The sequence below is a fragment of the Natronomonas aquatica genome, assembly GCF_024449025.1.
GTDB classification, from domain to species: Archaea; Halobacteriota; Halobacteria; order Halobacteriales; family Haloarculaceae; genus Natronomonas; species Natronomonas aquatica.
In genome coordinates this window covers 222,883-248,977 of record NZ_JAHLKM010000001.1, presented here as the reverse complement: position 1 = coordinate 248,977, position 26,095 = coordinate 222,883, and the positions used below count along the sequence as shown (strand labels likewise).

Below are 26,095 nucleotides of genomic sequence, written 5' to 3'. Positions count from 1 at the left end.
GTTACTGGGGGCTCGGGTTGGTCGTCCCGACCTCACGCTGTTCGAGAGCGGAGCCGGTGATGCTCTTCAGACGATCGATCAGCGAGTCCTTAGCAGGCTCACCCGCCAGCGCCACGTCGAGTACTTCGGAGATGTGCGAGACCGGGACGATCTCGATTTGGTCCTTGTACTCGTCTTCGATCATCACGTCCTGCTCGTTGGCCTTCGGGATGATCACCGTATCCAGCCCGGACTTGGCGGCGGCCTCGATCTTGTGGGTGACGCCGCCGACCGGCAGGACGTCCCCGCGGACTGAAAGCGAGCCGGTCATCGCCATGTCCTGTCGGACCGGGATGTTCTCCAGCGCCGAGATGACGGCTGTCGCGACCGTGATCGAGGCCGAGTCGCCGTCGACACCGCCCTCGCCGGCCTGGACGAACTGGATGTGGACGTCCTTCTCTGAGATGTCCTCGTCGGAGAACTTCTTGATGATCGCCGAGACGTTCGAGACTGCCTCCTGGGCCATCTCCTTGAGTTGGCCGGTGGCGATGACGTCGCCGGGCCCCTGGCTGGGGGCGACCTCGGCCATGACGGGGAGGACGATTCCCGAGTCCTCGCCCATGACCGCTAGCCCGTTGACGCGGCCGACGACGTCGCCCTCGTTGACGGTGAGCTCGTAGTCCTTGCGGCGCTCGATGTAGTCGTCGGCCAGCTGCTGTTCGATCGATCGGGACCGCGCTTTCGCCTCGAGGACGTCATCCCGCCGGGTGTGTTCCCGTCCCTCCGCGCGGGCGATGTCGCCCGAGACCCGGACGAGCCCGCCCAGGTCCCGGAATTTCAGCGTCAGGTGTCCCTTCCGTCCCGCCCGGCGGCGAGCCTCGAGGATGATCTCCTCGATCGCCTCGTCGGTAAACGGTGGCAGCCGGCCGTCGTTTGCGACCTCTTGGGCGACGAAGCGGGCGTACTTGCGGCGCATCTCCGGGGAGTCCTCGATGGTGTCGTCCATGTAGACCTCGTAGCCGTACCCCTTGATACGGGAACGGAGTGCTGGATGCATGTTCTCCATCGCGTCGAGGTTCCCGGCGGCCACCATCACGAAGTCCGTCGGGACGGGTTCGGTCTGGACCATCGCGCCCGAGGAGCGCTCGCTCTGGCCGGTGATCGAGAACTCGCCCTCCTGGATCGCGGTCATCAGCTTCTGCTGGGAGCGGATGTCGAGGGTGTTGATCTCGTCGACGAAGAGCACGCCCTTGTTGGCCTTGTGGATCCCGCCGGCCTCGACGCGGTCGTGAGAGGGCGTCTCCATGCCGCCGGACTGGAAGGGGTCGTGGCGGACGTCGCCGAGCAAGGCGCCGGCGTGTGCGCCGGTGGCGTCCTCGAAGGGGGCGACCTGCTGGTCGGCGTTGTTGACCAGCAGGTTCGGGATCATCGAATCGGAGCCGCGGCTCATGTACTTGAACGCGAGGTAGATGATCCCCGCGGCGATAATGCCCAAAAGGAGCTGCTGGGCGATGAGGATCGCGTAGCCGAAGACGACGGCGATGATGATCCACATCAAAAAGCTCCGCATCTGGTTTCGCTTGCGGGCTTCCTCCTTGTGAGCGTCAACGATCTGTTCGCCCTTCCCGGCCGGCACCGTCCGGACCTTCGGTTCGTTGCCGTCGTCGGGGTTGTGATAGACGAGGACGTCCTGCAGTTCCTCCTTCGGGAGCAGCTGGCTCATCGCCTTCGCGAGCATCGATTTGCCCGTCCCGGGCGAGCCGATCATCATCACGTGGCGGCGCTGTTTGGCCGCCTTCAGGACGATGTCGCGGGCGTGGTCCTGTCCGATGACCTGATCGACGAGCCGATCCGGAACCTGGATGTCGGCGCTGGAGTCGATCTGAAGCCCGCCGAGGAGGGTGTCTTCCTCCTCCTCGTTGATCTCGACGTCGCTGTTGACGTGAACCTCGCTGCCGAGATCGGAGCCATCGAGGAGTTCCTCGTCCTCCCCGAGCTGTTCTTCCGCTCCGGTACGTTCGGACTCGGTCGGCCGGTTCGGCTGGGAGTTGTTGGGAGTCTCCCCGTTGCTCCGGTCGCCTCCGGCCCGCTCCGGGCCGTCCTCGCGGCCGTCCCCCGCCCCTTCCTCGGGTTCGGTTCCGTCGGCGTTCCCCGACGGATGCTGCCGTGGCCCACGACGCTCGTCGGCGTCCTCGGCCTCTCTTGGGTCTTTTTCGTCGCTCATAGAAACGTTGCTAGTACTGTTATTGACGGGTCGTCAACTGATATACTTTCTCCCCGTGACAGCCGAGGGAACACCCCGAAACCGCACGACTGCGACGTCCCGATCGGTCACGTTCGCACCGCCGCAGTCGACCCGCCGGGTTTATCAACGCACAACTCGCATCGCCCCGTATGACGCGGGGGTTCTACATCGGGCGGTTCCAGCCGTACCACGAGGGGCACCACGCGATGGTCGACCGGATCCGCGAGGAGATCGACGAACTCGTCGTCGGGATCGGGAGCGCAGACCAATCACACACCGTCCGGAACCCCTTCACCGCCGGCGAACGGATCATGATGATAACGAAGGCACTCGCGGAGTTCGAGATGACGACCTACGCGGTGCCGATCGAGGACCTGAACCGCAACTCGGTGTGGGTCAGCCACGTCCAGTCGATGAGCCCGCGGTTCGACGTCGCCTTCTCGAACAACCCTCTCGTCGTCCGGCTCTTCGAGGAGGCCGGTATCGAGGTCAGACAGTCCCCGATGTACCACCGCGAGGAGTTCGAGGGCACCGAGGTCCGCGAGCGGATGGCCGCCGACGGCGACTGGGAGTCGCTCGTCCCCGAGGCCGTCGTCGAGGTCATCGACGAGATCGAGGGGGTCCAGCGGATCCAACGGATCACGTCGACGGACGCCAACGACGAGGGGGCCCCCGAGACTCCCTCACGATGATCACGCTCGCGTCCGACTTCGGGACACCGTATCCCGCCGCGATGAAGGGCGCGATCCTCCGCCGCTGTGACGTTCGTCTCGTCGATATCGCCCACGATTTCCCCCGACAGGACGTCACCGCGGCGGCCTTCTGGTTGACCCAGGTCCTCCCGGAGTTCCCCCCGGCCGTCCACCTCGTCGTCGTCGACCCCGGCGTCGGCACCGACCGTTCGGCGCTCGTCGTCCGCGCCGGCGAGCACGTCCTCGTCGGGCCCGACAACGGTGTTCTGTGTCCGCCGGCGCGTGCTCTCGCCGGCGCCGGCGGTATCGAAGCCTACGAGATAGCCGCCGAGAACCCACGCAGTGCGACGTTCCATGGCCGGGACGTGTTCGCTCCCGCGGCGGCGAGCGTTCACGGCGTCGCCCCCGATCGCCTCCCTGAGCTCGATCCGCTCTCGCCGGCCGGGGAGATCGTCGACCTCGCCTTTCCCGACCCCGAGATCGACCCCGATCGGGCGGTCGGGACGGTCCTGGTGGTCGACGGCTTCGGAAACGTCGTCACGAACGTTCCCGGTGGAATCCTCGACGGTCGCGAGACGGTCGAGATCGACGGAAAGCGACGGCCTGTCGTTCCCTCCTACGCCCACGCCGACCCCGGAACGCCCGTCGTGACCGTCGGCAGCCACGGCAACGTCGAATGTGCGGTCAACCGCGGCCGGGGCGAGGAGGCGTTCGGGCTGGCGCCCGGCGACACGGTTCGGATCGGGTTCGAGTGACGCGCGGATCCCATTCTCCCCCGACATCGGCCGAACCCTTATGCACTGTTCGGCCTAACGATGAGTATGTTCGTACCCCTCCAGTTTGGCGGTGCGGTGTTCCCGTTCGTCGCTTTGCTCTTGCTCGTGATCGCCGTCGTCGCGGTCTATCAGGCCGTCGAGATCGTCAACGCCTACGAGAAACGGGCACTGACGGTCTTCGGCGAGTACCGCCGCCTGCTCGAGCCGGGGATCAGTTTCATCCCGCCGTTCGTCTCACAGACCTACACCTTCGACATGCGGACCCAGACGCTGGATGTCCCCAGACAGGAGGCGATCACCCGCGACAACTCGCCGGTGACGGCCGACGCCGTCGTCTACATCAAGGTCATGGACGCAAAGAAGGCCTTCCTGGAGGTCGACGACTACAAGAAGGCCGTCTCGAACCTCGCCCAGACGACGCTGCGGGCCGTGCTGGGCGATATGGAACTGGACGACACGCTGAACAAACGCCAAGAGATCAACGCGAAGATACGGAAGGAACTGGACGAACCCACCGACGAGTGGGGGATCCGCGTCGAGTCGGTCGAAGTCCGGGAGGTCAACCCCTCGAAGGACGTCCAGCAGGCGATGGAACAGCAGACCTCCGCCGAGCGGAAGCGGCGGGCGATGATTCTCGAGGCACAGGGCGAGCGCCGCTCGGCGATCGAGAAAGCCGAGGGTGACAAACAGTCCAACATCATCCGCGCACAGGGGGAGAAACAGAGCCAGATCCTCGAAGCGCAGGGCGATGCGATCTCGACGGTGCTGCGGGCGAAATCCGCCGAGTCGATGGGCGAACGCGCCATCATCGAACGCGGCATGGAGACACTCGAGGAGATCGGGCAGGGCGAGTCGACGACGTTCGTCCTCCCGCAGGAGCTGACCTCGCTTCTGGGCCGGTACGGCAAGCACCTCACCGGCGGCGACGCCGCGACCGATGCCGACCTCCTCGAATCGATGGAGTTCGACGCCGAAACCCGCGAGCTGCTCGGGCTCGACGACATCGAGGAGATCCTCGGTCAGATCGACCAGGAAGCCGAAATGGACGTCGAGGAGATGGAGGCCGAGGCCGAGGCGATCAAGACCGGGGCCGACCCCGCCGACATCAAGGACCCCGACGACGTCATCGCCGAGATGGACGAAGAGATCCCGGAGGCCGAACCCGACGAGGACCTCGAGACCGAGACGAACTGAGACGGATCGGGCTTCGGGACACCGATACCCCCAAGCCGGCGGTGCGAAGCTGTTTTATTCGTCACTCGCCAACGGCTACTCATGCCCGAACGGGGGCCCGACGGGGGGATCGACGAGGGCAAGCGTGCGACGCTTAGACGCTTTGCGGCCCTCGGCGCGGCGACGCCCCTTGTGCGTCTCTCGGGGAACGACACGAGCGACGTCAGAGACGCCATCGTCGGCTACCTCGCGGCGACCCCCGGCGCACACTTCTCGAAGCTCCGTGACGACCTCCAGCTCGGCACCGGCGAGACCCAACATCACCTCCGGCGGCTCGAGGGCGACGGCGCGGTCGAACACCGGAAGGACGGCGAGTACAAACGCTACTTCCCGGCCGACCGCTTTTCGGACTTCGAGCAGCGCGCGCTCGGATACCTCCGCCGGGAGACGCCCCGCCGGATGCTCATCGCCCTGCTGCGGGACCCGGCGGTCCCGGGCAGCGATATCGCCGCGACGGCGGACGTCTCCCGGTCGACGGTCTCGAAGTACGCCGCCGAACTCGAGGCCGCCGGGCTCGTCTCGCGGGACGACGGGTACGAGCTACGGCGCCCCGAGACGCTTTTGACGCTCGTCGTCCGGTACGCCGATTCTTTCGGCGAGACGGCCGTCGCCTTCGCCGGCGAGGCCGACGCGTTCGTCCGGTATGACCCCTAGACGCTGACTTTCCAGGTCGTCCCCGAGGAGTACCCCCACTTCTCGACGTCGACGTCGAACTCCCCTTCACAGATGGCCGTCATGTTCGTACCGACCTCCTTGGCCGAGAGGCCGAGCTCCTCGCCGATCAGCCTCGATTTGAAGTAGGTCTTCGTCCGGCCCTTCTCTCGGAGGTACGCGAGGATCCGCCGTTGTTTGTCGGTGAGATCCGCGCTCGACCCAGCGGCAGTCGCGCTCATACCTGTCGGGTGACCTTCCATCATAAAAGGCTGTTTGGTACGGTCAGTCAACACCGTCCAGTCGGTCGGTTTTCACGGTTTCCGATCGCCTGTGGACGGACAGACGGCCCCGGTTGGTACGGGGCGGAAACGGGAAAAAATGGCTACCGGACTCGGGCGTCCGCGTCGCTGTCGGCGTCCGTCCCGCCGTCGTCGGCGCTACCGTCGGACGTATCGGCCGCGTCATCGGCCGCTCCGGACGCGTTCGTCTCGGGCGCGTCCGTTCCGGCCGCATCCGGGAACCACTCAACGGGGGATAGCCGTGAATCAGAATTCGCCCCGTTAAACGTTCCTATCCGCGAATTAAGCCGATTTAACTCCGGTTAGCGGTCGTGATGTCCGATGGCCCCCGGCGGACGTCGGCAACAACCCATTTATACGTTCCTCCCGTTCCGACGCCCGTGAACCGGAGCTTCCTCGTCGCGTCGCTGGCCTGTGTCCTTCTCGTCGCTGTCGCGCCCGCCGCGGGCGTATCCGGGGGAGACGGATCCGGATTCGCCCAGCAGGGCATCGACACCGACGACGTCCTCATGTCGATCACCATCGAGGAGGACGGCGACGCCGTCTGGGAGATCGAGTACCGGACGCGGCTCGAAACCGACGACGACGAACAGGCCTTCGCGGAGCTTCAGAGCGCAGTCGAGTCCGATCCCGACCCCTACGCCGGGCGGTTCCACGACCGGATGAACACGACCGCGAGCGCGGCCGAGAACGCGACGGGCCGGGAGATGGCGATCACCGACATGACTGTCTCGGCCGAGAACCGAACGCTCCCACAGGAGTACGGCGTGCTCACCTACCGCTTCCGGTGGTCGAACTTCGCGGCCGTCGACGGCGATCGGCTGGTGGTCGGGGACGCCATCGGCGGGCTGTTCCTCGACGACGAGACGGCGCTTTTGATCTCCTGGCCGGAGGGCTATGACATCATCGGGGCGTCCCCGGAGCCGACCGAGACGCGGGCGGACGCGGTCGTCTACAACGGCCCGCTGGATTTCGGCGGCGGCGAGCCCCGCATCGAACTCGGGCCGTCGACGGATACGCCCCCGGACGACGCCCCCGACAACGGCGAGCCGTCCGATACCGGCGGCTCGCTCCCCGGATGGACGTCGATCGCCGTGCTCGTTGTCGCCTTGCTCGCCGCGGCGGGCGCGTTCCTCGCTTACCGACGGCGCGGCGGACGAGCCGACACCACCGAACCGGACGCAGAGGACGGGACGGCCGACGGGGCCGACGGAGCCGACGGGGCCGACGGCGGCAACGCCGGCGCGACGGCACAGCCCGACGAGGAACTGTTGAGCAACGAGGAACAGGTCCTCCAGCTCATCGAGGCAGAGGGCGGTCGGGTGAAACAGCAGACGATCGCCGAGGAACTCGGCTGGACCGACGCCAAGACCAGTCAGGTCACGAAGAAGCTCCGCGAGCGCGGTGACCTCGAGGGGTTCCGGCTCGGCCGCGAGAACGTCCTCTCGCTGCCGGAAAACGGGGACGGCTCGGACTCGGATTCGGACTCTGATTCGGAGACCGGAACGTAACAGCCCCGATCAGCGCCGACGGCCCGCCAGGAACGCGGCGGCCACGAGAGCGAGGACGGCGACTACGACGCCGAATCCGGGGGAATCCTCCGCGGTGTCGTCGTCGGCCGTCCTGTCGTCTGACCCGTCATCCGTTTCGTCCCCGGCGGTCGGCTCGAGAACCACCTCGAAACCATCGAGGCCCGTCCCGGGGTCCCACGTCGCTGACGTTTCGTCGGTACTCGAGGGGGACGGCTCGGCGGAGGCGACGCCGTATCCCTCCGGCGCCGCGACGGTGAACGGCCGGTCGGGCTCGAAGCCGGAGGCGAACGGCTCGGTCACGGTCAGCCGATCGCCGTCGACGGCCGCGAGGTTCGACCACGAGACCGACAGTTCGATCACGCCGACGCCGCCGTCCCGTCGGAACTCGGTGGACGGATCAGTGACCGACATCTCCCGGTCCGTCGCCGTGCTCGCGTCCGCGGCGACGGCGGTCATCCGGCTTCCGAAACGATCCGCAAGCGCCGTCCGTGCGGTTTCGTTCGCCCGCAGCTCCTCGAAGGCGGCTTCTTCGTCCTCGGTGTCCAGATCGTAGGTGAACGTCATCGACACGTCGGCGTCGCCTTCCGCGTCGAGTTCGACCAGAAAGCGTTCCTCGCCAGTTTGGGCTGCGGCCGGCGCGGCCGCCAGCGTCGAAAGCAACGCGAAACTGAGACAGATGCCGACGATCCGAAGGGTACTCGGCCTCATCGTACGGTATAGCCTCGTCTTCCGGGGATTTCTATATAATCGCAGTACATCCCTGCGGATCAGTTCCCGGCATTGCCGCCGGCATCGCTGTCAGGACCGCTACTGGTACTGTCGGCGCCGTCGGCGTCGGCGTCCCCGTCACCGCCGTCGCTTCCAGTGTCCGTCCTCCCGTCGTCGGTCGTCTCCTCGTCGTCCTGTTCCTCGTTCGCGCTGGAGGGGGCTTCGTCCGCCCCGTCGGGTGCACCGTCGCGGTCGCCCGGTCGTTCATCGGATGCGCCGCCGTTCCCCGCTCGCTCCTCGCCGCGCTCGCCGTCCGCGTTGGGACCACCGGGTCGATCGTCGCTGGCGTTTCTGTCCCCGCCACGATCGGCCGGCGGGCCGCGATCGACCATGCCGCTTCGGTTCCCGGCGATGCTACGGGCGATCTCCGCGACTTCCGGGCCGCTCAATTCGTCCGCGTTCGTGCGTAGCGTCCGGATCGCGGTGGTGTTGACGCCGTTCTCCCGGAGGGTCTCCTCGGGGAGTTCGGCGGCGGTCGCGTTGCTCCGATTGAGCTGCCCTCTGACCGTCTCGGTCTCGGTCGCGAGTCTGGCCATCCGGGCGCGGTACTGGCCCTCGCTCATGGTACCGTTCTCGCGCTGTGCTTCGAGTTCGGCCTTCCGTTCGTTCAGTTCGGTCAGCCGGGATTCCGACTCGTTGAGCTTCGTGGCGATGTGGCTCGCCTTGCTCGCGTTGTCGTTTGCGCGTTCGAGGCCGATCCGGAACGCGTTCCGTTCGATATCGCCGTCGACTTCGGCCGCCTGGACGCCGACGACGCCCGAGAGCCGTTCGCCGGGCGCCATCCCTTCGTCCTCGGTTTCGGTCTCCTGTGCGGTGACGCCCGCCACCGGGACGAGAAGCGTCCCGACGACGACCACCAACGCCACGAATAGGCTGGCTCGTTTCATTACACTTCCCGCTTGGACCCGTGGGTACGTATAAACCACCAGTAGTCACGCCGGATCGACGCCGATCAGTCCGGATTAAGCCGGATTAAAACCGCAATACTGCGACGGCTTTCCGAACGGACGCGGTCGAACCCCTCGCGAACGGTGAAAATAGTTATATACTTGTTCAGGAGCGGCGTGAGGAATCAGCGCCTACCGTTCCGAACGGCGCTCACTCCAGGATCTCGCCGACGGCGAAGTTGGACTTGACCTCGGCGACCTCGATCTTGACGCGCTCGCCGACCTCCGCGCCCGGGACGATGATGACGTAGCCCCGCTCGACGCGGGCGATACCGTCGCCCTGTTTGCCGAGGTCCTCGATCTCGACGTAGCGGATCTCGCCCTCCTCGACCGGCGGTTGCGGTTCCTCGGCGGGCCGATCGGTGCCCGTGGTGTCGGGGGCTGCCACCTCGCCGTTTATAAGCGCGACCCGGTAGGTCCCGCCCGCTTCGACGGCGCCGGTGTCGATCTCGCGGCGCGGTACCTCGACGACGTAGCGATCCTCGCGCTCTTCGATCTCGGCGCTGAACAGACACAGGAGTTTCTCGGAGATTTCCATAGATCTACGCTCCGGACATGAGGGGGAGGCGTATAGAAGGTGTCGCCTGTCGATGTTTCTCCCGGCGCGGCCCCGCTCACTCTAGGGGGGTTCCGTCGGGCCGTTTCGCCCCCTCCGAATCGTGGACGACGATCCCCCCGGCGTCGGGTCGGGGACGGTAGTTGTCCCGGACGGCGATCGCCTCCTCGAGTTCCCGGATCGCCCGCTCTTTGAGCGCTTCGGCCAACTCCTCGGCGGCTTCCCGGGAGATATCGCGTCCCAGTCCCTCACACTCGTGGGCGCGGACGAGCCCCTCCCGGTCGACGGCCTCGCCCATCGGCTGGCTCGTCCCGCCCAGGGCGACGCTGAACGGGTAGGTCCGACAGACTAGCGGCCGGTCTTCGTGGACGGTACAGGCGCCGGTCCCGTCCCCTGTTTCAGTGTAAAACGTGCAGTCACCACAGTGGTCGGTCTGTATCGCCCACTCGAAGGTCTCGCCCGACGGTTCGTCCCCGCCGGGGCCGTCGTCCTCGCTTTCGTCGTCTGTGTCGTTTCCCCCGTCCCCGCCGTCGATCCCGTAGGGCATCGGCCGGGTGACGTCGCGCCACCCGTGATCCTCGGCTTCCGAGCCGGCCGCTTGTAGCTGCCGGGCTTCGTCGGGAAACAGCGTGGCCGTGTGGGGCTCCCTGTCACCCTCGGCCGTCCGCTCGGCCGTACAGCAGCCGCCACACCGGGTGCACTCGAAGCCGATCGACTCGATGGCGTCGGCGAGCGCCTTCACGGACAGCTCCCGCGCTCGCGAGAGTTCGGCCTCGAGACTCTCCATACCGGGCCCTTCGGCCGCTCGTTGATAAGGCCGCTGCTCTTTGACCCCACGGTCGCTACCGTCCGTCGGTGCCCCGGATCGGGGCCGAGGTCGGGATCGCCCCTCGATTCACTCGGCGCGTTCGTCGCCTTCCGTCCCGGTCTCGGCCAGCTCTCCCGGGGTGAGTTCCTCCATTTGCCCGGCAAGGGTGGCCGCGTCGCCGGCGACCGTCGCGGGATCGACGCCGGCCTCGCTGGCGACGATCCGGACGTGGGTTGCGAGCAGCGAAAGCGCCTGCAGGCCCTCCTGTTCGGGGTCGTCGGCCGTCTGGGCGAACGTCGTGTCGGCGGTCTCGCCGTCGCGGACGACGCCCAGATAGAACGCCGTGATCGAGTCGTCGTCCAACAGTTCCCGCGCCTTTCGCCGCTCGTGCTCGAAGTCCGCCTCGCTATCGTCGTCCATGCGTACGCTGTGTCGTGTGGACGCAAAAAACCGGTGTCCTTCCGGGCCGGGGGCGGACGGCCACGTTCGTCGGCAAAAGTGGTTCGCCCGTCGGGCGGGTCGGCTACTCGGAAAGTGCCTCGAGGAGCATCCGCTCGAGGGGCGCTTTGGCCGCCTCGTCCTGGAGGTTCAACGCCGAGCAATCGGTCAGTTCCTCGACGAGGTCGACGCCGGCGGCCGTGTTGGTGGCGATCCCCGCCACAAGGTCCGGCGACGTCCCGAACGCCTCTTCGATCCCGACGACCGCGTAGGGGTCCGAAGCACAGAGCAAAGTAAAGGCGACCTGCTCGTCGAGCATCTCGACTGCGGCCGCCCCGTTGTACGGTTCGAGGGGGCTTGCGCCGACCTCGGCGACGATCACGTCGGCGGTCTGCATCCGGTCGACGACAGGGCCGACGGAGTCCCGGAACGTCTCCTCGGGGCAGACCGTCGTCGGTAGCCCCGCGTCGACGAAATCGTAGATCGGCGCCGCGCCCGCGACCTCCATCGACAGCACGTCGCCGTAGGTCCCGGCCCCAGTCAGTTTGCAGGCGGCCACGTCGTAGCCGTTCTCGACGAGCGCCCGGACGGCCACGCGACCGCTCATCGTCTTTCCGGCCGACATGCTCGTCCCGAGGACGAGAACGACCGGCGTCTCGTGGGACACCGGCTCGGCGGTCAGTCCGTACTCGTCCATGCGGGCGGCGGCTCCGTCGGGGAGGACGTGGCCCTCGTATTCGAGTTCGATCGGCGTCCGGGTAAACGGCGAACTCGAGGTGACTCGGCCGAGCACCCCGCCGCCGGTCATGACCTCCAGCCGTCCGTCCGCACCGACGTCGCGCCAGCTGCCGACCAGTTCGCGGGTGGCCCGACGCGTTCCCAGGGCGCCGGCGATCGTTTCCCCCTCCATCAGTTCGACCCGTCGTCCCCGCGGGTTCTCGACCCCGACGTCGGGGTCCGGCCGCCGGGTCACCCGCGCGAGCACGTAGTCTCCCCGTTCCCACTCCTCGCGGGGACGGGGCTCGGTTTCGTAAGCGCGTGCTTCGAGATCGGCGATCCGTGTGACGGACGTGTGGACGTCTGCTTTCATGTGTGGTGGAACCTCTTACCCCTGTGTTTCGGTCTCGAGCGGTTCTTCGAGCAGGCAGGCGGCGAGAAGCGCGACCCGGTCGGTGAGCGCATCGAGATCGACGTGCTCGAAGGACTGGTGGGCCCCGTCGCCGACCGCGCCGAACCCGTCGATGGTCGGTGCGTGCTGGCTGGCGTCGTTGCCGTCGCTCGCCCCGCCCGACTGTGTCCCCTCGAGTTCGAGCCCGAGCCGCCGGCCGACTTCTTGGACGCGTTCCCAGAGCCGTCGGTTGCCCGCCGTCGGCTCCATCGGCGGCCGCCCGAACCCTCCCTCGACGGCCAGTTCGGTTCCCGGCGTCTCCGCCTCGAGCGATCGGATCCGCTCTGCGACGGTCTCCGCCGCCTCGTCGGTTGGGGCGCGAACGTCGACCTCGGCTCTGGCCTCGGGCGCGACGACGTTGGACCGCAGGCCCGCGTTTACTTCCCCGACGTTCACCGTGACCCCCGACTCGACGTCGGTGAGGGCGTGGAGGCGGTGGATGACGTTGCCGAGTTCCTCCGTCGCGCTGGCACCCTCTTCGGGTTCGAGCCCGGCGTGGGCGGCTTTTCCCTGGATCGTGACCGTGAAGTGACCGACCGCCTTGCGGGCGGTCTTGATCTTTCCCTCCGGTCCGCTCGCGGGTTCGAGGACGAACACCCGGTCGGCCCGCTTTGCGAGTTCGACGATCCGCGGTTTGGATTCTGGACTGCCGATCTCCTCGTCGCTGGAGACGAGCAGGTGGACCGGAACCGGCGGGTCGACCGAGATCGCCTCCAGCGCCCGGAGTGCGAAGACGGCCTGGGCCAGCCCGCCCTTCATATCGAGGGCGCCGGGTCCTTCGAGGACGTCGTCTCTGATCTCCGGGGGGTTTTCCTCGGCCGTGCCGAGCGGCCAGACGGTATCGGCGTGGCCGATCACGAGCTGGATCGGTTCCGTTCCCGTCCGATCGGACGCGAAGGCCTCCAGCCACCCGCCCGTCTCCTCGCCCGAAACCCGTTCAGTTCGGAGGCCGACCGCCCCGAAACCGTCGGCCAGCCGATCGAAGAACCGATCGAACGTCTCGGGGTTCTCCGTCGGGGTCTCGATCTCGACGAGTTCGAGCAGGTACGCCGCCAGCGCCTCCCGGTTGGTCTCCGCCCACTCCCCGAGCCGGTCCTCGACGGTGGTAGACTCCTCGGGGGCGGTCATCGTTCGAACCCCTCCGGGAACGGGAACGCCCGCGCTTCGCTCACCTCGGCGAACCGGTCGGGATAGAGGTGTGCAAGCAACGGCGCCCGCCGGAGCAGCGCCTCCGGTTCGGCGTCGTCGCTCCGGTAGGCGTCGGTGTGGACGTGCTTACCGACGATATCGCCGGTGACGAGCCCGGCCTCGCCGAAGCCCTCGACGATACGGTCGAGTTTACACTCCAGTACGCCGTAGGCGTCGACGATCGCGGGCGCGTCGACGGCGTCGGCCTCGACCGTTTCGATCCCGGTGAGGGAGGGCTTCGAGCCCTCGCTATCCCTTGGGGCCGCCGCGAGGCTGGCCTCGAGGACGTCCCCGGGTCGGGGATAGCTGACGGTGAACACGCCCGTCCGTTCGACGTTCCGGTAGGTCCCGTGTTCGGGGGTACAGACGAACCCGAAGTGATCCGACCACCCGATCGGCATAGCCATGTGCTTGGGCGCCAGATCCGCCGTCCCGTCCGCCTCACGCGTGCCGACGATCACGAGCGGCGATACCGTATAGAGCGTCTCGAAGAACGATTGATCCGGCTGGAGCGCGACGAGGTCGGGATCGTCTGTGAGCGTCATCGAACTGGTCTCCAAGTACCTACTGGCTCACGGAACAAACTGGTTTTGGTCGGATACCTTACATTTGTGCGGAGCCGGGGAAGCGTCACAAAAGCGGTTCGACGAGCGCCTCGCCGGCCGCCAGCAGTTCCGCGAGCCGCTCGCGTGTCTCGGCCTCGGCGTAGATCCGGAGTTTCGGCTCCGTCCCGCTCGGCCGGACGAGCAGCCAAGAGCCGTCGTCCAAAAGCAACTTGAAGCCGTCGTCGCGCCCGACCCGTTCGACTTCGGTCCCGGCGACGGTTTCGGGTAGATCGGCCGCCAGCCCCTCGAGGACGGCCGCCTTCCGGTCGTCGGGACAGTCGACGCTCCGGCGGTCCTGGACGATGTCGCCGTACTCCTCGCGGATCCGGTCCAGCCGGTCGTCCAGCGGTTCCTCGCTGTGGGCGGCCGCCACGGCGAGCGCGAGGAGGACGCCGTCCTTGTTCCGGAGGTGTCCACCGATCCCGAACCCACCCGACTCCTCGCCACCGAGGAGCGCGTCGTGTTCTTTCATCGCGTCGGCGACCCACTTGAACCCGACCGGCGTCTCGTGGACCGCCTGTCCGTGGGCCTCGGCGATCCGATCGATGAGAAACGTCGTCGAGACGGTGCGGACGGCGTCGCCGTCGTCGGTCCCGAGACAGTAGTCGTACAGCGCCGCGAACAGCCAGTTCGGGTCGACGACGCCGCGATCCGGCGTGACGACGGCGATCCGGTCGGCGTCGCCGTCGTTGGCGATCCCCAGTTCCGCCCCGTCGTTTTCGACCATCTGAGCGAGGTCGACGAGGTGCTCGGGGGTCGGCTCCGGGGCGGTTCCGCCGAACTCGGGATCGGCGTCTTCGCGGCGGGCCTCAACATCCGCGCCGGCGCGGGCGAGAAGCCGGTTCGTCACGCCGCGGCCGCTGCCGTGCATGCCGTCGTAGGCGATTGTCCGCCCTTCGAGGTCGGCGTCGACGAACGCCAGCGCGTGCTCGATGTACGGTTCGATGAGATCGGTCTCCTCGACGCTGCCCCACTCGGGTTCGGCGAGCGGTTCCGGCGGCTTCAGTTCGGCGGCCAGCCGGTCGGTCACGTCGGGGAGCGCGGGCGCCCCGTCGGCGGGGATGAACTTGATGCCGTTGTCGGTCGGTGGGTTGTGGCTCGCGGTCACCTGCAGCGCACCGGCCAGGTCCCGATCGGTGACCGTCCAGGCGACGATCGGTGTCGGCGTGTCACGCGGCGGGACGATCGCGTCGAATCCCCCGGCACAGAGCACGCGACAGAGTTCCTCGGCGGCCGAACGCGATCCAGCCCGGGGATCGTAACCGACGGCGACGGGCGCGTCTTCACCCGCCGCCCGCAGGTGATCGACGACGGCCTGCCCGACGGCGCGGATCCGCGCCCCGGTGAACGACTCCGTCGTCGTCCGCCAGCCGTCGGTACCGAATTCGATGTCCATGCCGTCCGGTCGTCCGGGGGCGGGGAAAACACTTCGGACGCGGGCTATAGTAGTCAGTAGAACTGTTTACACACCACTCACAGCCGGATGGCCAGCGACAGCCACGCTGGCCGGACACTCGCGAGTGGATCTGCACTGACTTCTACCGACTACTATAGTTCAGAAGCGCCGCCATCTCCTCGTCCTCATGGAGCTTTTCACGGAGGTCGTCGGGATCGACGCCGAGTCTGTACGTCGGGCGACCTTTCCCGACCGGCGACCGGTTATCGGAGCGGTGCTCCTCGAGCAGTTCCGCGCCGACGAGGCCGTTGAGCGCACGGGTCACGTCGGCCTCCGAGACGCTCCCGATGGGTGCGCTCTCGGTGTTCTCGAGGAGCCGCCGTGCGGTCTCCCTGATCGCGGCCGAATCGACCGGTGTCCGGTCGTCCTCGGCGAGATCGATCACACAGCAGAGAACGATCCGCTGGACGAACGTCGTCGACTCGGGATCATACATACTGAATGCATCGATCGGGGAGAAAATAAACCCTCCCCCGTCCGTACTCGACGGCCGAACGGCGACGCAGACCAGTTTTATGATACAGTATGACAAACATGGTGTTCATACTGTCTATGATGCTTGACGATCGAACCTGTCTTGTGACCGGCGCCTCGAGAGGGATCGGTCGCGGGATCGCCCTCGAGTTAGCCGATCACGGCGCGGACGTGGTCGTGAACTACCGCTCATCCGAGGCCGCCGCCCGCGAGGTCCGCGACGAGATCGAGTCGGGACCCGGGCAGGCGGTGCTGGCCCGGGCCGACGTCTCGGACTACGGGGAGGTCCAGTCGATGTACGGGGCTATCGAGGAGGAGTTCGGTGGGGTCGACGTGCTCGTCAACAACGCGGGGATCACCGCCGACACGAAGTTCGATAACATGTCGAGAGACGAGTGGGAACGGGTGATCGACGTCAACCTCGGCGGAGTGTTCAACTGCACGAAGGCCTGTTACGACGACATCCAGTCGGCCGACGAGGGTCGGCTCATCAACATCTCCAGCGTCGTCGGCCAGGAGGGAAACTACGGGCAGGCCAACTACGCGACGACGAAATCCGGGCTGTTCGGTTTCACCCGGACGATCGCCCTGGAGATCGCAAGCGAAGGGTCGACGGCCAACTGCGTCGCTCCCGGTTTCGTCGAGACCGACATGCTCGCCGATGTTCCCGACCGCGTCCAGGAGAACATCCTCGAACGGATACCCCTCGATCGGTTCGCACAGGTCGAGGACGTCGCCGGCATCGTCCGGTTCCTCGCGAGCCGGGATTCGAGCTACATGACCGGGCAGGTACTCGGTGTCAACGGCGGCATGGAGTGGTAGCTACCCCCACGGGCGGACGACGGAACCGGCGTCGCCCGGCGGCAGATTGACAACCCAGCGCCCGAACCGTCCGACGATGGGAACCGGCAAGATCCCGCGGGCGTTCTTCGAGGAGCCGATCGGGACGACGTACCGCTGGGGCCGACACACGGGGTCGATTTCGGCGTCGTCTCGGTCGGCGGCCGGGCGGTCGTGACGGCGACGGATCCGGTGTCGGTGTTGCCCGAGTTGGGGTTCGAGCGGGCCGGCGAGTTCGCGGTCGGGATCGTTCTCGCCGACGTCGCCGTTTCGGGACGCCCTCCTCGCCGCCGCGGCCGGCGAGGTGACGGCGATGCACGATGCGACCGAGGGCGGCCTTCTCGGCGCTCTCCGGCCGCGGCACGGCCGCCGAACGCGTCGGCCGGGTCGAGACCGGCTCGGGCGTCGAACTGGACGGCGGAACGTTCGAACCACCGGGCGGTGACTCCTCGTGGTCGGTCTACGAACGCCTCCGCCAGGCGGCTTCGGAGCAGCCACGACCGGTGCGGTCCGGAACGGACGGCCGAGTCGACGCGCCGTGCGGGACGTTCCCCGGAGTTTCTGACGTTCGGTTCGTGGTCGATCCGTCGGCTGCGGCGCTGCCGGGCCAGCGCCGGGTCAGCCCCTGCGTTCGATCAGCGCCGCCCGCGTGCCGGAGTAAACCGGTTTCTCGCGTTGGTTGAACGCGATGTGCTCGAATTTGACCCGACCCACGCCGCCGGGGCCGGCGTCGCCGTCGACTTCGAGGACGCGCGTGAACCCGTAGACGGTGTCCCCGAGCGTGACGAAATCGTGGAACGTCTCCTCGCCGTATTCGAGCTCCCGATAGGTCGCCTCGTCCGAGCGGGCGTGTCCGAGCGCGACGGATCGGGTCACGTCGCCGTAGGCGACGATCTCGCCCGACGGCGAGTCGGCCATCGCGTCTCGGTTGTGGTGCTGGCGGGCGGTGTTCAGCGTCGACAGCGGGAGTCCCGAAACGAGTGGATCGTCCATCGTCCGGCCCCGCTCGTGCCGGTATGCGACGGCCGCGTCCGCCCCGGCCGTCGCCAGCGCGGCCGCGAAATCCTCGAAGTACGGTCCCTCGGGGGTGAGGAACTCCACCGGGAGCGATCCCTCTCGGTCGGTGTGCGTTCCGTCGGCTTCCGAGCTCGATCCGTCCGTTCCGCCGCCGTCGGTTTCGAGCGGTTCCCGTCGGGGAACCATGTTGGTCCGCTCGTAGGAGACGAGGACGTCGCCACTCCCGGTGTCGATCCCGCGGGTCCTCCAGGTGACGATGCCGTAGTCCGGGCGTGAACTCGAAGCCGCTTTGCTCTCGACGGTCGATTCGACCCGGATGTCCGTCCCGGGATAGACCGCGTTATCGTGAACGACGACGTCGTCCCGACCGAGGAAGTATCCGCCTTTCTCCGAGAGGTCCTCCACGCTCGGCCCCATGACCGCCGCGAGGAGGTAATCGGGGTGGACCGGCGGTTCCTCGAAGCCCCGCGCTCTGGCCGCGTCGGTCCGCCAGTACATCGGATCGTGATTGAGCGTTTGGCCCGCCCACAGTTCGCTGGCGTGCCGGGAGAGTCCGAGCCCCGGAGCGTGTTCGATCGTTTCCCCCTCGGTGAACTCTTCGAAGTGGTTGCCCTTCTGTTTCGTCGTGACGGCTTCGAGCGCCGCGGCGAACGTCTCGGGATCGGTCCAGTCTGTCATCGCGTTCCACTCCGTTCGGACATCATCGCCCGGTCTCCGGACGGTCCGGTCGCTTCGCTTCGACCCGAAGGCGATCGATCCGCCCCGGCACCGTCGGGTATTGTTGTCCGTCTTCGCATGTGCATCGAGCCGTTCGATTGGACAACGAAGGCGGATGTGTTTTCGGTCCGCCGGTCGGTCTCCGTAGACCGGATAGGATCAGGCGTCACCGGCCACCCCCGGGCGCCGTACGGTCCGGGTTCGTCTGGCGATCGTCCGCCGCATCTCGTTTTCGACGATCATGTAGCCCTCGTCGAACCCCATCCCGGGTTTCGCCAGAACCTGTGCGGCGTCGGTCGCGAGCGCGACGTGAGCGCAGACGCGCGCGGAGAGGTCGGTTTCGTTGCAGGTGCCGCCGAGATACGCCCGAGTCTCCGTGCCCTCGCAGTACTGGACGGCCGCCGCCGATCGCTGGATCCCGCCGATGTCCGGCGTTTTGACCTGGATGACGTCGGCGGCGCCGGCGTCGACGAACGCCCGGACGTCCTCGAGGGTGTTACACCACTCGTCGGCGACGAGATCGACGTCGAGGCCCGCGTCCGCCAGGCCGTCTCTGAGTTCGCACATCCGGGCGATCTGGGCCTTGCGACCGCCGGCGTCCATCGGCCCTTCGATCTGCAACGGATACGGATCGGCGGCCGAACGGAGCGCCCGGAAGTACTCGATGACGTCGGGGCTGTCGTACGGCGGCCCGAAGACCTTCCCGAGGATGCCGTAGACGTCGATGTGAAACCGCGGCGAGTAGTCCTCGTCGCCGAGTTCTCCGGCCCGGTTCGAGAGCCACGAGAGATACTCGAGCAGTCGTTCGCCGTCCTTCCCGACCTTCCGGACGCTGTTGAACAGGCCGTGTGGAAGCACGTCGACACGCTTCAGCAGCATCTTCTCGGCGTTGGCCCGTCGCTCGTCGCCCGACTGGCCGAAAACCGGGACCGGTTCGGTCGCGGGTTCGCTCCCGACGGTGTCGGCTATCACGTCCGTTTTCGTCGTCCGCCGCGCCGTCGCCGCGGCCTCGAGCAACGCCTGGGAGACGCCGTACCGGACCGCGGTGTGAAGCTGACCGCCGCCGCTTCGTTCGCCGGGTAGTGCCCCGGTTTCGTCGACCAACATCCCGAAGTCGGCCGGATCGCGCCCGACGAGCGTCCCGGCGATGCGGTCTTCGACGACCGGACGGTAGCGTTCGGCCCGAAACAGCGGATCCCGCCCGCCGGCACCCGAGTACTGGACCGCGGCACAATCGCCCGTGGCAGTCGTGCCATCGGAGAGTTCGATCTCGACCGACAGCGCTTCGCCGGCCTCGCGGATCCGATCGAACCCCTCGGTCGTCGGTTCGCCGCGGTATGTGGCGCCATCGGCCTCGGCGCCGGCCTTGATCGCCCGCTGGTCGTCGAAAAAAAAGCCGGCGACCGTCGGAACCGCCCGAACCGCTTCGATTTCGAGATCGGAACTCGGCTGCATCTATCGTCCCCCCGCCGGGCGTCCGATGAGCATTCCGTCGCTGATCGCGTCGACGTCGTCGGCAACCATCCGGAACGTCTGTTCGCGCCCTTCGGTCCGTGCGCGCGAGTCCAGTCGGTTGCGGTGGATCTCCTTGACCTCCTCCGAGAGCGCGAGGTCGGCGAACTCGAAGATCCGGACCCGACCGTCGTCGTCGCGGGCCGGGAGCACGTCGCCTTTCGCGCTGTCGGAGGGAGAAAACGGAACGTCGAGTTCGCCCGTCTCGAAGGCTGCAAGCGTACCCCGGGCCACGTCGCCGTCGCCGAGCGAGAGCACTCTCTCGATCAGCTCCCGGCTGGCTTTCTGTATCAGGTTCAATTCGCGGTCGACACCCTCGATCCGAATGTCCTGTTCGATAACCATGTTGATTAGCTGTCGTGTCGTGCGCAGTCCGGCGGCGTTCGCCTCCTTGGTCGGGACGCCCTCGAACTCCTGGGGTGATTTGGTGATGACCTTATCGGGGTTGGCGACGGCGGCGGTCATCGCGCCGAGCCCGATCACCCCGTTGGCGCGGGCTTCGTCCGGTGGAAACCCCCCCATCCACTCGTGGAAGACGGTCGTAACCGAGACCGCATCGTGGAGATACTCCTCGCCCAGCGCCCGCAACGCATGTAGCGCCGCGACGTCTTGGACGATGTTACCGACCTGCCCGTAGCCGAGCGTGATCGAGCGGACGCCCTGCGTGGCTGCGAGCATCCCCTCGATCACCATGATCGCGATCGCGATACACGGCGGCACGAGCGTTCCGGTCAGCGGGCCGAAGGGCTCGCGGTTGATCGTAACGCCGCGTTCGGTGTAGGCCCCGGCCAGCCGATCGACGTACTGCCAGTGTTCGATCGTCTCGGCCAAGTCGTGCTCTTTGGTGTAGGGAATGTTATACGAGATCGGCCCTCCCTCGAAGCTTTCGAACCCGCCGGCGAAGGTGATCGCCGCCAGCAGCCGAGCGTCCGGGGTTCCGTGGCGGACTTCCACGGGCGCGTCGACGGCCTCGATCAGCTCTCGACAGCCGTCGACGCCGTGGTTGACCGCCGGGAATCCGTTGAGCGTATTCTCGCCGGTCTCGCGGGCCTCGACCAGCCCGTCTTCGGCCTTCCCGTACTCGTTGTCCCGGGTGTAGGAATCGATCGTCGTCGGGAGGAGATCCGCCCCCCCAGCCGTCCGGAGGTGCTCCAGCAGGTCGATCTGCTCTTCGAGCCTCGGAACCCCGGCACGGGGCTGCAGTAACGGCCTGTCCGCCGATTCCAGTACCGTCGCGAACCGTTTGTGGTCGGGGAGCGTCTCGTGGTACTCGATCGCGTCTTCGAAGTCGATCGCCGCACCCGTGGGCCAGGCCGACCGGACGCGTTCGTCGATGCGATGCAACTGATCGTCGGTGAGTCGTTCGTCGCGAACCATCGTATGCTCGGTGTCCGTCCTCTCAGGTGCTTATCGCAGTCCGCTCGGCTTCCGCCTCTCGCATCCCGAGGTCGCGCTTGAGGGCGGTGATGGCCGCCTCCGGGCCGGCTTCGGAATCGAAGACGCGATCGAACCCCATCTCGCGGAACGTCTCTCGCGTCTCCTCGAAGTCGTTCTGTCCGACCGAGAGGTTGCCGCCGATGTATGTCGTAACGTCCAGCCCGGCGGCCGTGATCTTCCGGTGGAAGCCACGGCAGTCCTGTTCGGCGTGGCCGTACAGCGACGACACCAGTACTGCCTCGGCGTCGTGTGCGTCTGCTGCTTCGACGAACCCTTCCTGGGACGTCTGTACGCCCAGGTTAACGACGTCGAAGCCGGCTGTCTCGAGTGCCCGTTCCAGGATCGTGATCCCGACGACGTGGGCGTCGGAACCGATCACGCCGAGGATGACTGTCGTCGCCATGTCGGTACCGGATTCGATGGCTGGGTGTGCAATAAACCTAATGATCTATAATGATAATATTCTTTAAACACTCTAATATACGCGTCACCCCAGTGTGTCGATTAATCACATTCTAAATTATAATTAGTGAACTTTATACCCCACCGGACGGCAAACGAGGATATGGGTGCGCTCGATGACCTTCGCGTCCTCGATCTGACACAGGTGTTGGCCGGCCCGTACTGTACGATGCTGCTCGCGGACATGGGTGCGGACGTGGTAAAGATCGAGCGTCCGGGCGGGGATCTGATCCGTCCCAACCCGCCCTTCGCGGAGGATCCCGACGCCGAACCTTACGGTGGATACTTCCAGAGCGTCAACCGCGGTAAGCGTTCTATCGCCCTCGATCTCCACGAGGACGACGACCGGGGCGATTTCCTCTCGCTCGCCGAGCGTGCGGACGTTCTCGTGGAAAACTACCGCGCCGGAACGATGGAGAAGTTCGATCTCGGCTACGAGACGCTGGCCGAGCACAACCCCGAGTTGATCTACAGCTCGATCCGTGGGTTCGGCGACCCCCGGACCGGCGAGAGCCCGCGTCAGGGCCAGCCGTCGTTCGATCTGATCGCCCAGGCGCTCGGCGGCGTCATGGAGATCACGGGACCGTCCGACGGCCCGCCGACGAAGGTCGGTCCCGGCGTCGGTGACCTCTTTACGGCGGCGCTGAACTGTGCGGGCATTCTGGCCGCGATCCACCACCGCGAACGGACCGGCGAGGGACAGCTCGTCGACACCGGAATGTACGACGCCATGATCTCGCTGTGCGAGCGGTCGATCTATCAGTATTCGTATGCCGGAGAGTCGCCGACACGGCGGGGAAACGCCCATCCGACGTTGTTCCCCTACAACGCTTTCGAGGCCGCCGACGGCCACGTCGTGATCGCCGCGTTCAACGACAGACACTGGCGGGCGCTGTGTGCCGCGATGGACCGTCCCGACCTCGCCGCCGAGTACGAGTCTATCGACGACCGACTCGAAAACCGAAGCGTGATCCGCGGCGAGATCGCCGCCTGGACCCGCGAGCGGTCCGTCGGGGCGATCGTCGACGAACTCGAAGGGACGGTGCCGAGCGCCCCCGTCCACGATACGGCGGACGTTTTCGCGGATGAACACCCGAACGCACGGAACATGCTCGTTGAAGTCGAACAGCCCGGTGCGGATCGACCCGTCACGATCGCGGGGTCGCCGATCAAGATGTCCGAAACGAACCCAGCTCCCGGCGGGCGGGCGCCGCTTTTCGACGAACACCGCGAGGAGCTTCTGGAACCGGCCCGGGCCGCGTCGAACGACTGATACGCCGATGGCGGAGTCACCCCCGCCGGACGCCGTCGCGGTTGCCGGAGGGACACACTTTTTCAATCCCTCGTGTGGTAGGAGGTGCCACAGCGAGACATCGATGAACGAAACGACCTTCGACGGCCGCCGCGGTCTCTCCCGGCGACAGCTCCTTTCGGCGCTCGGTGTCGGAACCGCGACGTCGCTGGCCGGCTGTGGGAGCAGCGGCGACGGGAACGGAAACGGCGGCAGCGGCGGCGGAACCGATACCTCCGGAGAACAGGGGATCCCCGAGGAAACCGACGAACTCCCGTCGGTGAGCGGGTCCTACGACACCGTCACGGGGGCGTCGTTCACGACGCTCAACCCGCTGTACAACACCGAGTCCGGGGCCGGAACGGCGATCGGGCGGGCCCTGGATCAGGGGTACACCTTCGATTCGAACCGGGAGTACTTCCCTCTCCTGTACGACATGACCACCGACGAGGGCGAGGTCTGGGTGTTCGAGATCCGGGAGGGCCTCACGTTCAGCGACCCCTACGGTTCGGTCGACGCCGAATCGTTCGTCTACCTGATCGAGGAACTCCACCAGAGCGACTGGGCCAACACGGCCAGCGCCGCGAACTGGGCGGGCGTCACCGTCGAGCGGACCGGCGACCTCGAGTTTCAGGCCGAACTCCAGCAGCCGCGGCTGCTGTGGCCCGAGAGCTTCGACCCGCTTTTGTTTCCGATCCCGAAAGGACTGCTCGAACCGTACGTCGAGGCCGAAGACACCGAGGGACTCCAGCAGGACGAGGAGCTTCTGGAGTTGGAGTTCACCGGGAACCTCGGTCCCTACACCCTCGAGGAGTGGGAGCGCGGGGCGGGCACGAGCTACACGCGCAACGACGAGTACTACCTCCGGGAGATCGAGGCGGGGCCCGACCTGTTCGGGAACGCGCCGTACTTCGAGGAGGCGACGATCGACGTCGTCGAGGAGCAGGCCTCCCGGCTCGGCGCGCTCGAAACCGGCGAGGCGGATTCGGCGTCGATCCCGCCCGAGCGCTTCGAGGACTTCGAATCGAACTCGGACATCAACGTGTTCCAGGTCCCCCAGCCGTTCAATCAGATCCTCTCGGTCAACATGCGGGACAACGGCTGGAACGCCGGCCCCGGGAACCTCTTTCGGATCACCGAGTTCCGGCAGGCGATCGCGTGTGCGATCAACAAAGAAGAGCTCATCGGGGGCGTCTACCGGGGGCTCGCCCAGCCGCATTTCACCTGGCAGCCGCGGTTCTCGGAGTTCTATCCCGGCGACGAGGCGATCTCGACGTTCGGGACGGGCGATCTCTACGGCCCCGACCCCGCCCGCGAGCGTGCGGAAGCGGCCTTCGAGCAATCGGAGTTCGACTACGGCTTCGATGGCGACGCCCTCGTCACGCCGGAGAACGAGCAGACCGTCCTCGATCTCTACTACAGCACCGGTTCGGAGACCTCACAGCTCGTCGCGGAGTTCGTCGCCGAGGAACTGAACCGGAACCTCGGCATCGAGGTCGAGATCGAAGCGATCGACGGCGTTCGGTTCGACCGTGACTTCTGGACGGCCGAACCGGAGGGCGGAACCGACACGATCGACGGCGAGACCGTCGAGTGGGACGCCCCGACGCCGAACAACCCCGGACCGCGGTCGGTCACCTCGAACGAGGCGTGGGATATGTCCCTCGTCTTCGGGTTGAACACCTACCCGCTGAACCCGCTGACGAACCGGTTTTTCTTCGACGGCCCCGACGCCCGGTACAACCCGGTCGGGTACTACCCCGAGTTCGACGCCGAGGAGCTGTTCCGGCAGGCGGGCCGGGCGAGAACCGAAGACGAGTTGGCGACGGCCTTCGAGGAAATCTTCATCAACCTCGCGTCCGAACAGCCTTACGTCATGCTCCTGTTCAGCGACAGTATCACCGGCTACACCGCTGATCTCCGGGGACCGACTGAGGACTTCTCGAACGGCTGGGACTTCGCCGGCTGGTATCTCGAGGACTGAAACGTGAGACCGAACCGCCATCTCCGGAGCTGACGACAGCATGGGACTGCCACGGTACGTCGCCGCACGGATCGTCTGGGCCGCCGTCGTCTCGCTTGTCATCGTTACCATCACGTTCGTGTTGATGGCGGCGGCACCGAACCCGGCGATCCAGGAGGCCGCGACCCAGGCGGCTCTCGAGGGCGGTGACCCCCAAGAGGCGGTCGAGCGGGAACGGGAGCTTCGCGGCCTCGATGAACCGCTCCACGTCAGATATCTCGATTTCCTCACCGGCGTCTACACCCTCGAATGGGGGTGGTCGGAACACCGCAGCCAGCCGGTGACGGAGGCGCTCTCGGAGGGGCTGTATTACACCGCACAGTACTCGGTCCCGTGGACGATCCTGACGATGCTGATCGGGCCGCTCGTGGGGGTGTACTCGGCGGCCAACATGTACAGCTGGAAGGACCATCTGGCGACGGGCTTTGCCTTCTTCGGCTATGCGATCCCGAACTTCTTTTTCGGGATCATCCTGCTTTTGCTGTTCGGCGTCTGGCTCGATTGGATCCCGGTCGTCTACAACACGGACGTCGCGGTCTTCAGCCTCGAAAACGTCAGACAGCTCGCGATACCGGTGTTCGTTCTCGTCACCGGCTCGATCGGGGCGATCATGCGTGTCTCCAGAAACGAGTCCGCGGAGTTCCGGAACGCCGACTTCATGAAGACGGCCAAAGCGAAGGGCGTCTCGCCGCTTCGGGCCTACGCCTACCACGTCATGCGGCCGACGCTGGTGCCGCTTTCGACGACGCTCGTCGGGCAACTGCTCGCGATCTTCCTCGGCTCCTCGCTTCTGGTGGAAGTCGTCTTCGGCATCCCGGGGCTCGGCCGGCTGACGTTCGACGCCCTCGTCGCACAGGACACCAACCTCGTTTTGGGTTCGACACTGATATTTACGTTCATCGCGGTGATCGGGAACCTCCTCGAGGACATCGTCTTCACCGTACTGGATCCGCGGATCAGCTACGACGACAGATAACA

26 protein-coding genes and 1 pseudogene are annotated in these 26,095 nt (G+C 66.6%); 11 read left to right on the top strand and 16 right to left on the bottom strand.

The window, feature by feature from the left end; genetic code table 11:
* Position 1 precedes the first annotated feature (1 nt).
* The gene (gene lonB, locus KM295_RS01365; RefSeq protein ID WP_256028069.1) at positions 2–2,203 is read right to left on the bottom strand and encodes an ATP-dependent protease LonB; all 2,202 of its coding nucleotides are present in this window, start codon (positions 2,201–2,203) and stop codon (positions 2–4) included.
* A gap of 170 nt (positions 2,204–2,373) precedes the next feature.
* Here lonB and KM295_RS01360 point away from each other — a divergent pair, with 170 nt between their 5' ends.
* The 4 genes from KM295_RS01360 (at position 2,374) to KM295_RS01345 (ending at position 5,579) form a co-directional block, all read left to right on the top strand.
* Positions 2,374–2,916 carry a nicotinamide-nucleotide adenylyltransferase gene (locus KM295_RS01360; protein WP_256028068.1) on the top strand — a complete coding sequence of 181 codons (543 nt, stop codon included), beginning with the start codon at positions 2,374–2,376 and terminating at the stop codon, positions 2,914–2,916.
* On the top strand, positions 2,913–3,671 hold the full coding sequence (locus tag KM295_RS01355) for an SAM hydrolase/SAM-dependent halogenase family protein (protein WP_256028067.1): 759 nt from the start codon (positions 2,913–2,915) through the stop codon (positions 3,669–3,671). Before KM295_RS01360 ends, KM295_RS01355 begins: the two co-directional genes overlap by 4 nt.
* Before the next feature lie 66 nt (positions 3,672–3,737).
* Positions 3,738–4,886, top strand: a complete 1,149-nt coding sequence (locus tag KM295_RS01350; protein ID WP_418904726.1) for an SPFH domain-containing protein — start codon at positions 3,738–3,740, stop codon at positions 4,884–4,886.
* An 81-nt stretch (positions 4,887–4,967) separates the two neighbouring features.
* Positions 4,968–5,579 (top strand): winged helix-turn-helix transcriptional regulator, encoded by a 612-nt coding sequence (locus KM295_RS01345; protein WP_256028065.1) that lies wholly within the window; start codon positions 4,968–4,970, stop codon positions 5,577–5,579.
* Here KM295_RS01345 and KM295_RS01340 read toward each other — a convergent pair.
* Complete coding sequence (locus KM295_RS01340) at positions 5,576–5,818, bottom strand: DUF7123 family protein (RefSeq protein ID WP_256028064.1); 243 nt, start codon at positions 5,816–5,818, stop codon at positions 5,576–5,578. The genes KM295_RS01345 and KM295_RS01340 overlap by 4 nt on opposite strands.
* Before the next feature lie 440 nt (positions 5,819–6,258).
* Between KM295_RS01340 and KM295_RS01335 the strand changes: the two genes are divergently transcribed.
* Entirely contained in the window at positions 6,259–7,389 is a 1,131-nt protein-coding gene (locus KM295_RS01335) for a DUF7345 domain-containing protein (protein ID WP_256028063.1), read from the top strand.
* Between the two features lie 9 nt (positions 7,390–7,398).
* Here the strand turns inward: KM295_RS01335 and KM295_RS01330 are convergent, their stop codons facing one another.
* The 10 genes from KM295_RS01330 to KM295_RS01285 form a co-directional block, all read right to left on the bottom strand.
* A complete protein-coding gene (locus KM295_RS01330) occupies positions 7,399–8,118 on the bottom strand; it encodes a DUF7345 domain-containing protein (protein WP_256028062.1) in 720 nt (239 codons plus the stop codon).
* A gap of 59 nt (positions 8,119–8,177) precedes the next feature.
* Entirely contained in the window at positions 8,178–9,065 is an 888-nt protein-coding gene (locus tag KM295_RS01325; RefSeq protein ID WP_256028061.1) for a hypothetical protein, read from the bottom strand.
* A gap of 211 nt (positions 9,066–9,276) precedes the next feature.
* Positions 9,277–9,663 carry a TRAM domain-containing protein gene (locus KM295_RS01320; RefSeq protein ID WP_256028060.1) on the bottom strand — a complete coding sequence of 129 codons (387 nt, stop codon included), beginning with the start codon at positions 9,661–9,663 and terminating at the stop codon, positions 9,277–9,279.
* Between the two features lie 76 nt (positions 9,664–9,739).
* Positions 9,740–10,468: a YkgJ family cysteine cluster protein gene (locus tag KM295_RS01315; protein ID WP_256028059.1), complete on the bottom strand. Its 729-nt coding sequence runs from the start codon at positions 10,466–10,468 to the stop codon at positions 9,740–9,742.
* A gap of 108 nt (positions 10,469–10,576) precedes the next feature.
* Positions 10,577–10,909 carry a DUF8113 family protein gene (locus tag KM295_RS01310; RefSeq protein ID WP_256028058.1) on the bottom strand — a complete coding sequence of 111 codons (333 nt, stop codon included), beginning with the start codon at positions 10,907–10,909 and terminating at the stop codon, positions 10,577–10,579.
* A 103-nt stretch (positions 10,910–11,012) separates the two neighbouring features.
* Positions 11,013–12,017 carry a hypothetical protein gene (locus KM295_RS01305; protein ID WP_256028057.1) on the bottom strand — a complete coding sequence of 335 codons (1,005 nt, stop codon included), beginning with the start codon at positions 12,015–12,017 and terminating at the stop codon, positions 11,013–11,015.
* A 15-nt stretch (positions 12,018–12,032) separates the two neighbouring features.
* Entirely contained in the window at positions 12,033–13,223 is a 1,191-nt protein-coding gene (locus KM295_RS01300) for a M20 family metallopeptidase (RefSeq protein WP_256028056.1), read from the bottom strand.
* Positions 13,220–13,828 (bottom strand): flavin reductase family protein, encoded by a 609-nt coding sequence (locus KM295_RS01295; protein ID WP_256028055.1) that lies wholly within the window; start codon positions 13,826–13,828, stop codon positions 13,220–13,222. The genes KM295_RS01300 and KM295_RS01295 overlap by 4 nt, the downstream gene beginning before the upstream one ends.
* Positions 13,829–13,913: 85 nt before the next feature.
* Positions 13,914–15,284 carry a phosphohexomutase domain-containing protein gene (locus tag KM295_RS01290; RefSeq protein WP_256028054.1) on the bottom strand — a complete coding sequence of 457 codons (1,371 nt, stop codon included), beginning with the start codon at positions 15,282–15,284 and terminating at the stop codon, positions 13,914–13,916.
* A 142-nt stretch (positions 15,285–15,426) separates the two neighbouring features.
* Entirely contained in the window at positions 15,427–15,780 is a 354-nt protein-coding gene (locus tag KM295_RS01285; protein ID WP_256028053.1) for a Cdc6/Cdc18 family protein, read from the bottom strand.
* Between the two features lie 116 nt (positions 15,781–15,896).
* Here KM295_RS01285 and KM295_RS01280 point away from each other — a divergent pair, with 116 nt between their 5' ends.
* From KM295_RS01280 to KM295_RS16965, 3 genes and pseudogenes are all read left to right on the top strand, one after another.
* Positions 15,897–16,640 carry a beta-ketoacyl-ACP reductase gene (locus KM295_RS01280; RefSeq protein WP_256028052.1) on the top strand — a complete coding sequence of 248 codons (744 nt, stop codon included), beginning with the start codon at positions 15,897–15,899 and terminating at the stop codon, positions 16,638–16,640.
* A 111-nt stretch (positions 16,641–16,751) separates the two neighbouring features.
* A pseudogene (locus KM295_RS01275) lies at positions 16,752–16,943 on the top strand (hydrogenase expression protein); the annotation flags it as partial.
* Positions 16,944–16,962: 19 nt separating this feature from the next.
* Positions 16,963–17,103 (top strand): hypothetical protein, encoded by a 141-nt coding sequence (locus tag KM295_RS16965; protein WP_418904725.1) that lies wholly within the window; start codon positions 16,963–16,965, stop codon positions 17,101–17,103.
* Positions 17,104–17,276: 173 nt separating this feature from the next.
* Here KM295_RS16965 and mch read toward each other — a convergent pair whose 3' ends face one another.
* The 4 genes from mch to glmS form a co-directional block, all read right to left on the bottom strand.
* A complete protein-coding gene (mch, locus tag KM295_RS01270) occupies positions 17,277–18,353 on the bottom strand; it encodes a 2-methylfumaryl-CoA hydratase (protein WP_256028051.1) in 1,077 nt (358 codons plus the stop codon).
* Positions 18,354–18,551: 198 nt separating this feature from the next.
* Complete coding sequence (locus tag KM295_RS01265; RefSeq protein ID WP_256028050.1) at positions 18,552–19,847, bottom strand: methylaspartate ammonia-lyase; 1,296 nt, start codon at positions 19,845–19,847, stop codon at positions 18,552–18,554.
* Positions 19,848–21,281 (bottom strand): methylaspartate mutase subunit E, encoded by a 1,434-nt coding sequence (locus tag KM295_RS01260; RefSeq protein ID WP_256028049.1) that lies wholly within the window; start codon positions 21,279–21,281, stop codon positions 19,848–19,850.
* Positions 21,282–21,303: 22 nt separating this feature from the next.
* A complete protein-coding gene (gene glmS / locus KM295_RS01255) occupies positions 21,304–21,744 on the bottom strand; it encodes a methylaspartate mutase subunit S (protein ID WP_256028048.1) in 441 nt (146 codons plus the stop codon).
* 162 nt (positions 21,745–21,906) lie between these two features.
* Here glmS and mct point away from each other — a divergent pair, with 162 nt between their 5' ends.
* The 3 genes from mct to KM295_RS01240 all read left to right on the top strand — a co-directional run bounded on the left by mct (position 21,907) and on the right by KM295_RS01240 (position 26,093).
* Complete coding sequence (gene mct / locus KM295_RS01250; protein WP_256028047.1) at positions 21,907–23,076, top strand: succinyl-CoA:mesaconate CoA-transferase; 1,170 nt, start codon at positions 21,907–21,909, stop codon at positions 23,074–23,076.
* A 103-nt stretch (positions 23,077–23,179) separates the two neighbouring features.
* Entirely contained in the window at positions 23,180–25,078 is a 1,899-nt protein-coding gene (locus KM295_RS01245; protein WP_256028046.1) for an ABC transporter substrate-binding protein, read from the top strand.
* A 40-nt stretch (positions 25,079–25,118) separates the two neighbouring features.
* Positions 25,119–26,093 carry an ABC transporter permease gene (locus KM295_RS01240; RefSeq protein WP_256028045.1) on the top strand — a complete coding sequence of 325 codons (975 nt, stop codon included), beginning with the start codon at positions 25,119–25,121 and terminating at the stop codon, positions 26,091–26,093.
* The last annotated feature ends 2 nt before the right edge of the window (positions 26,094–26,095 follow it).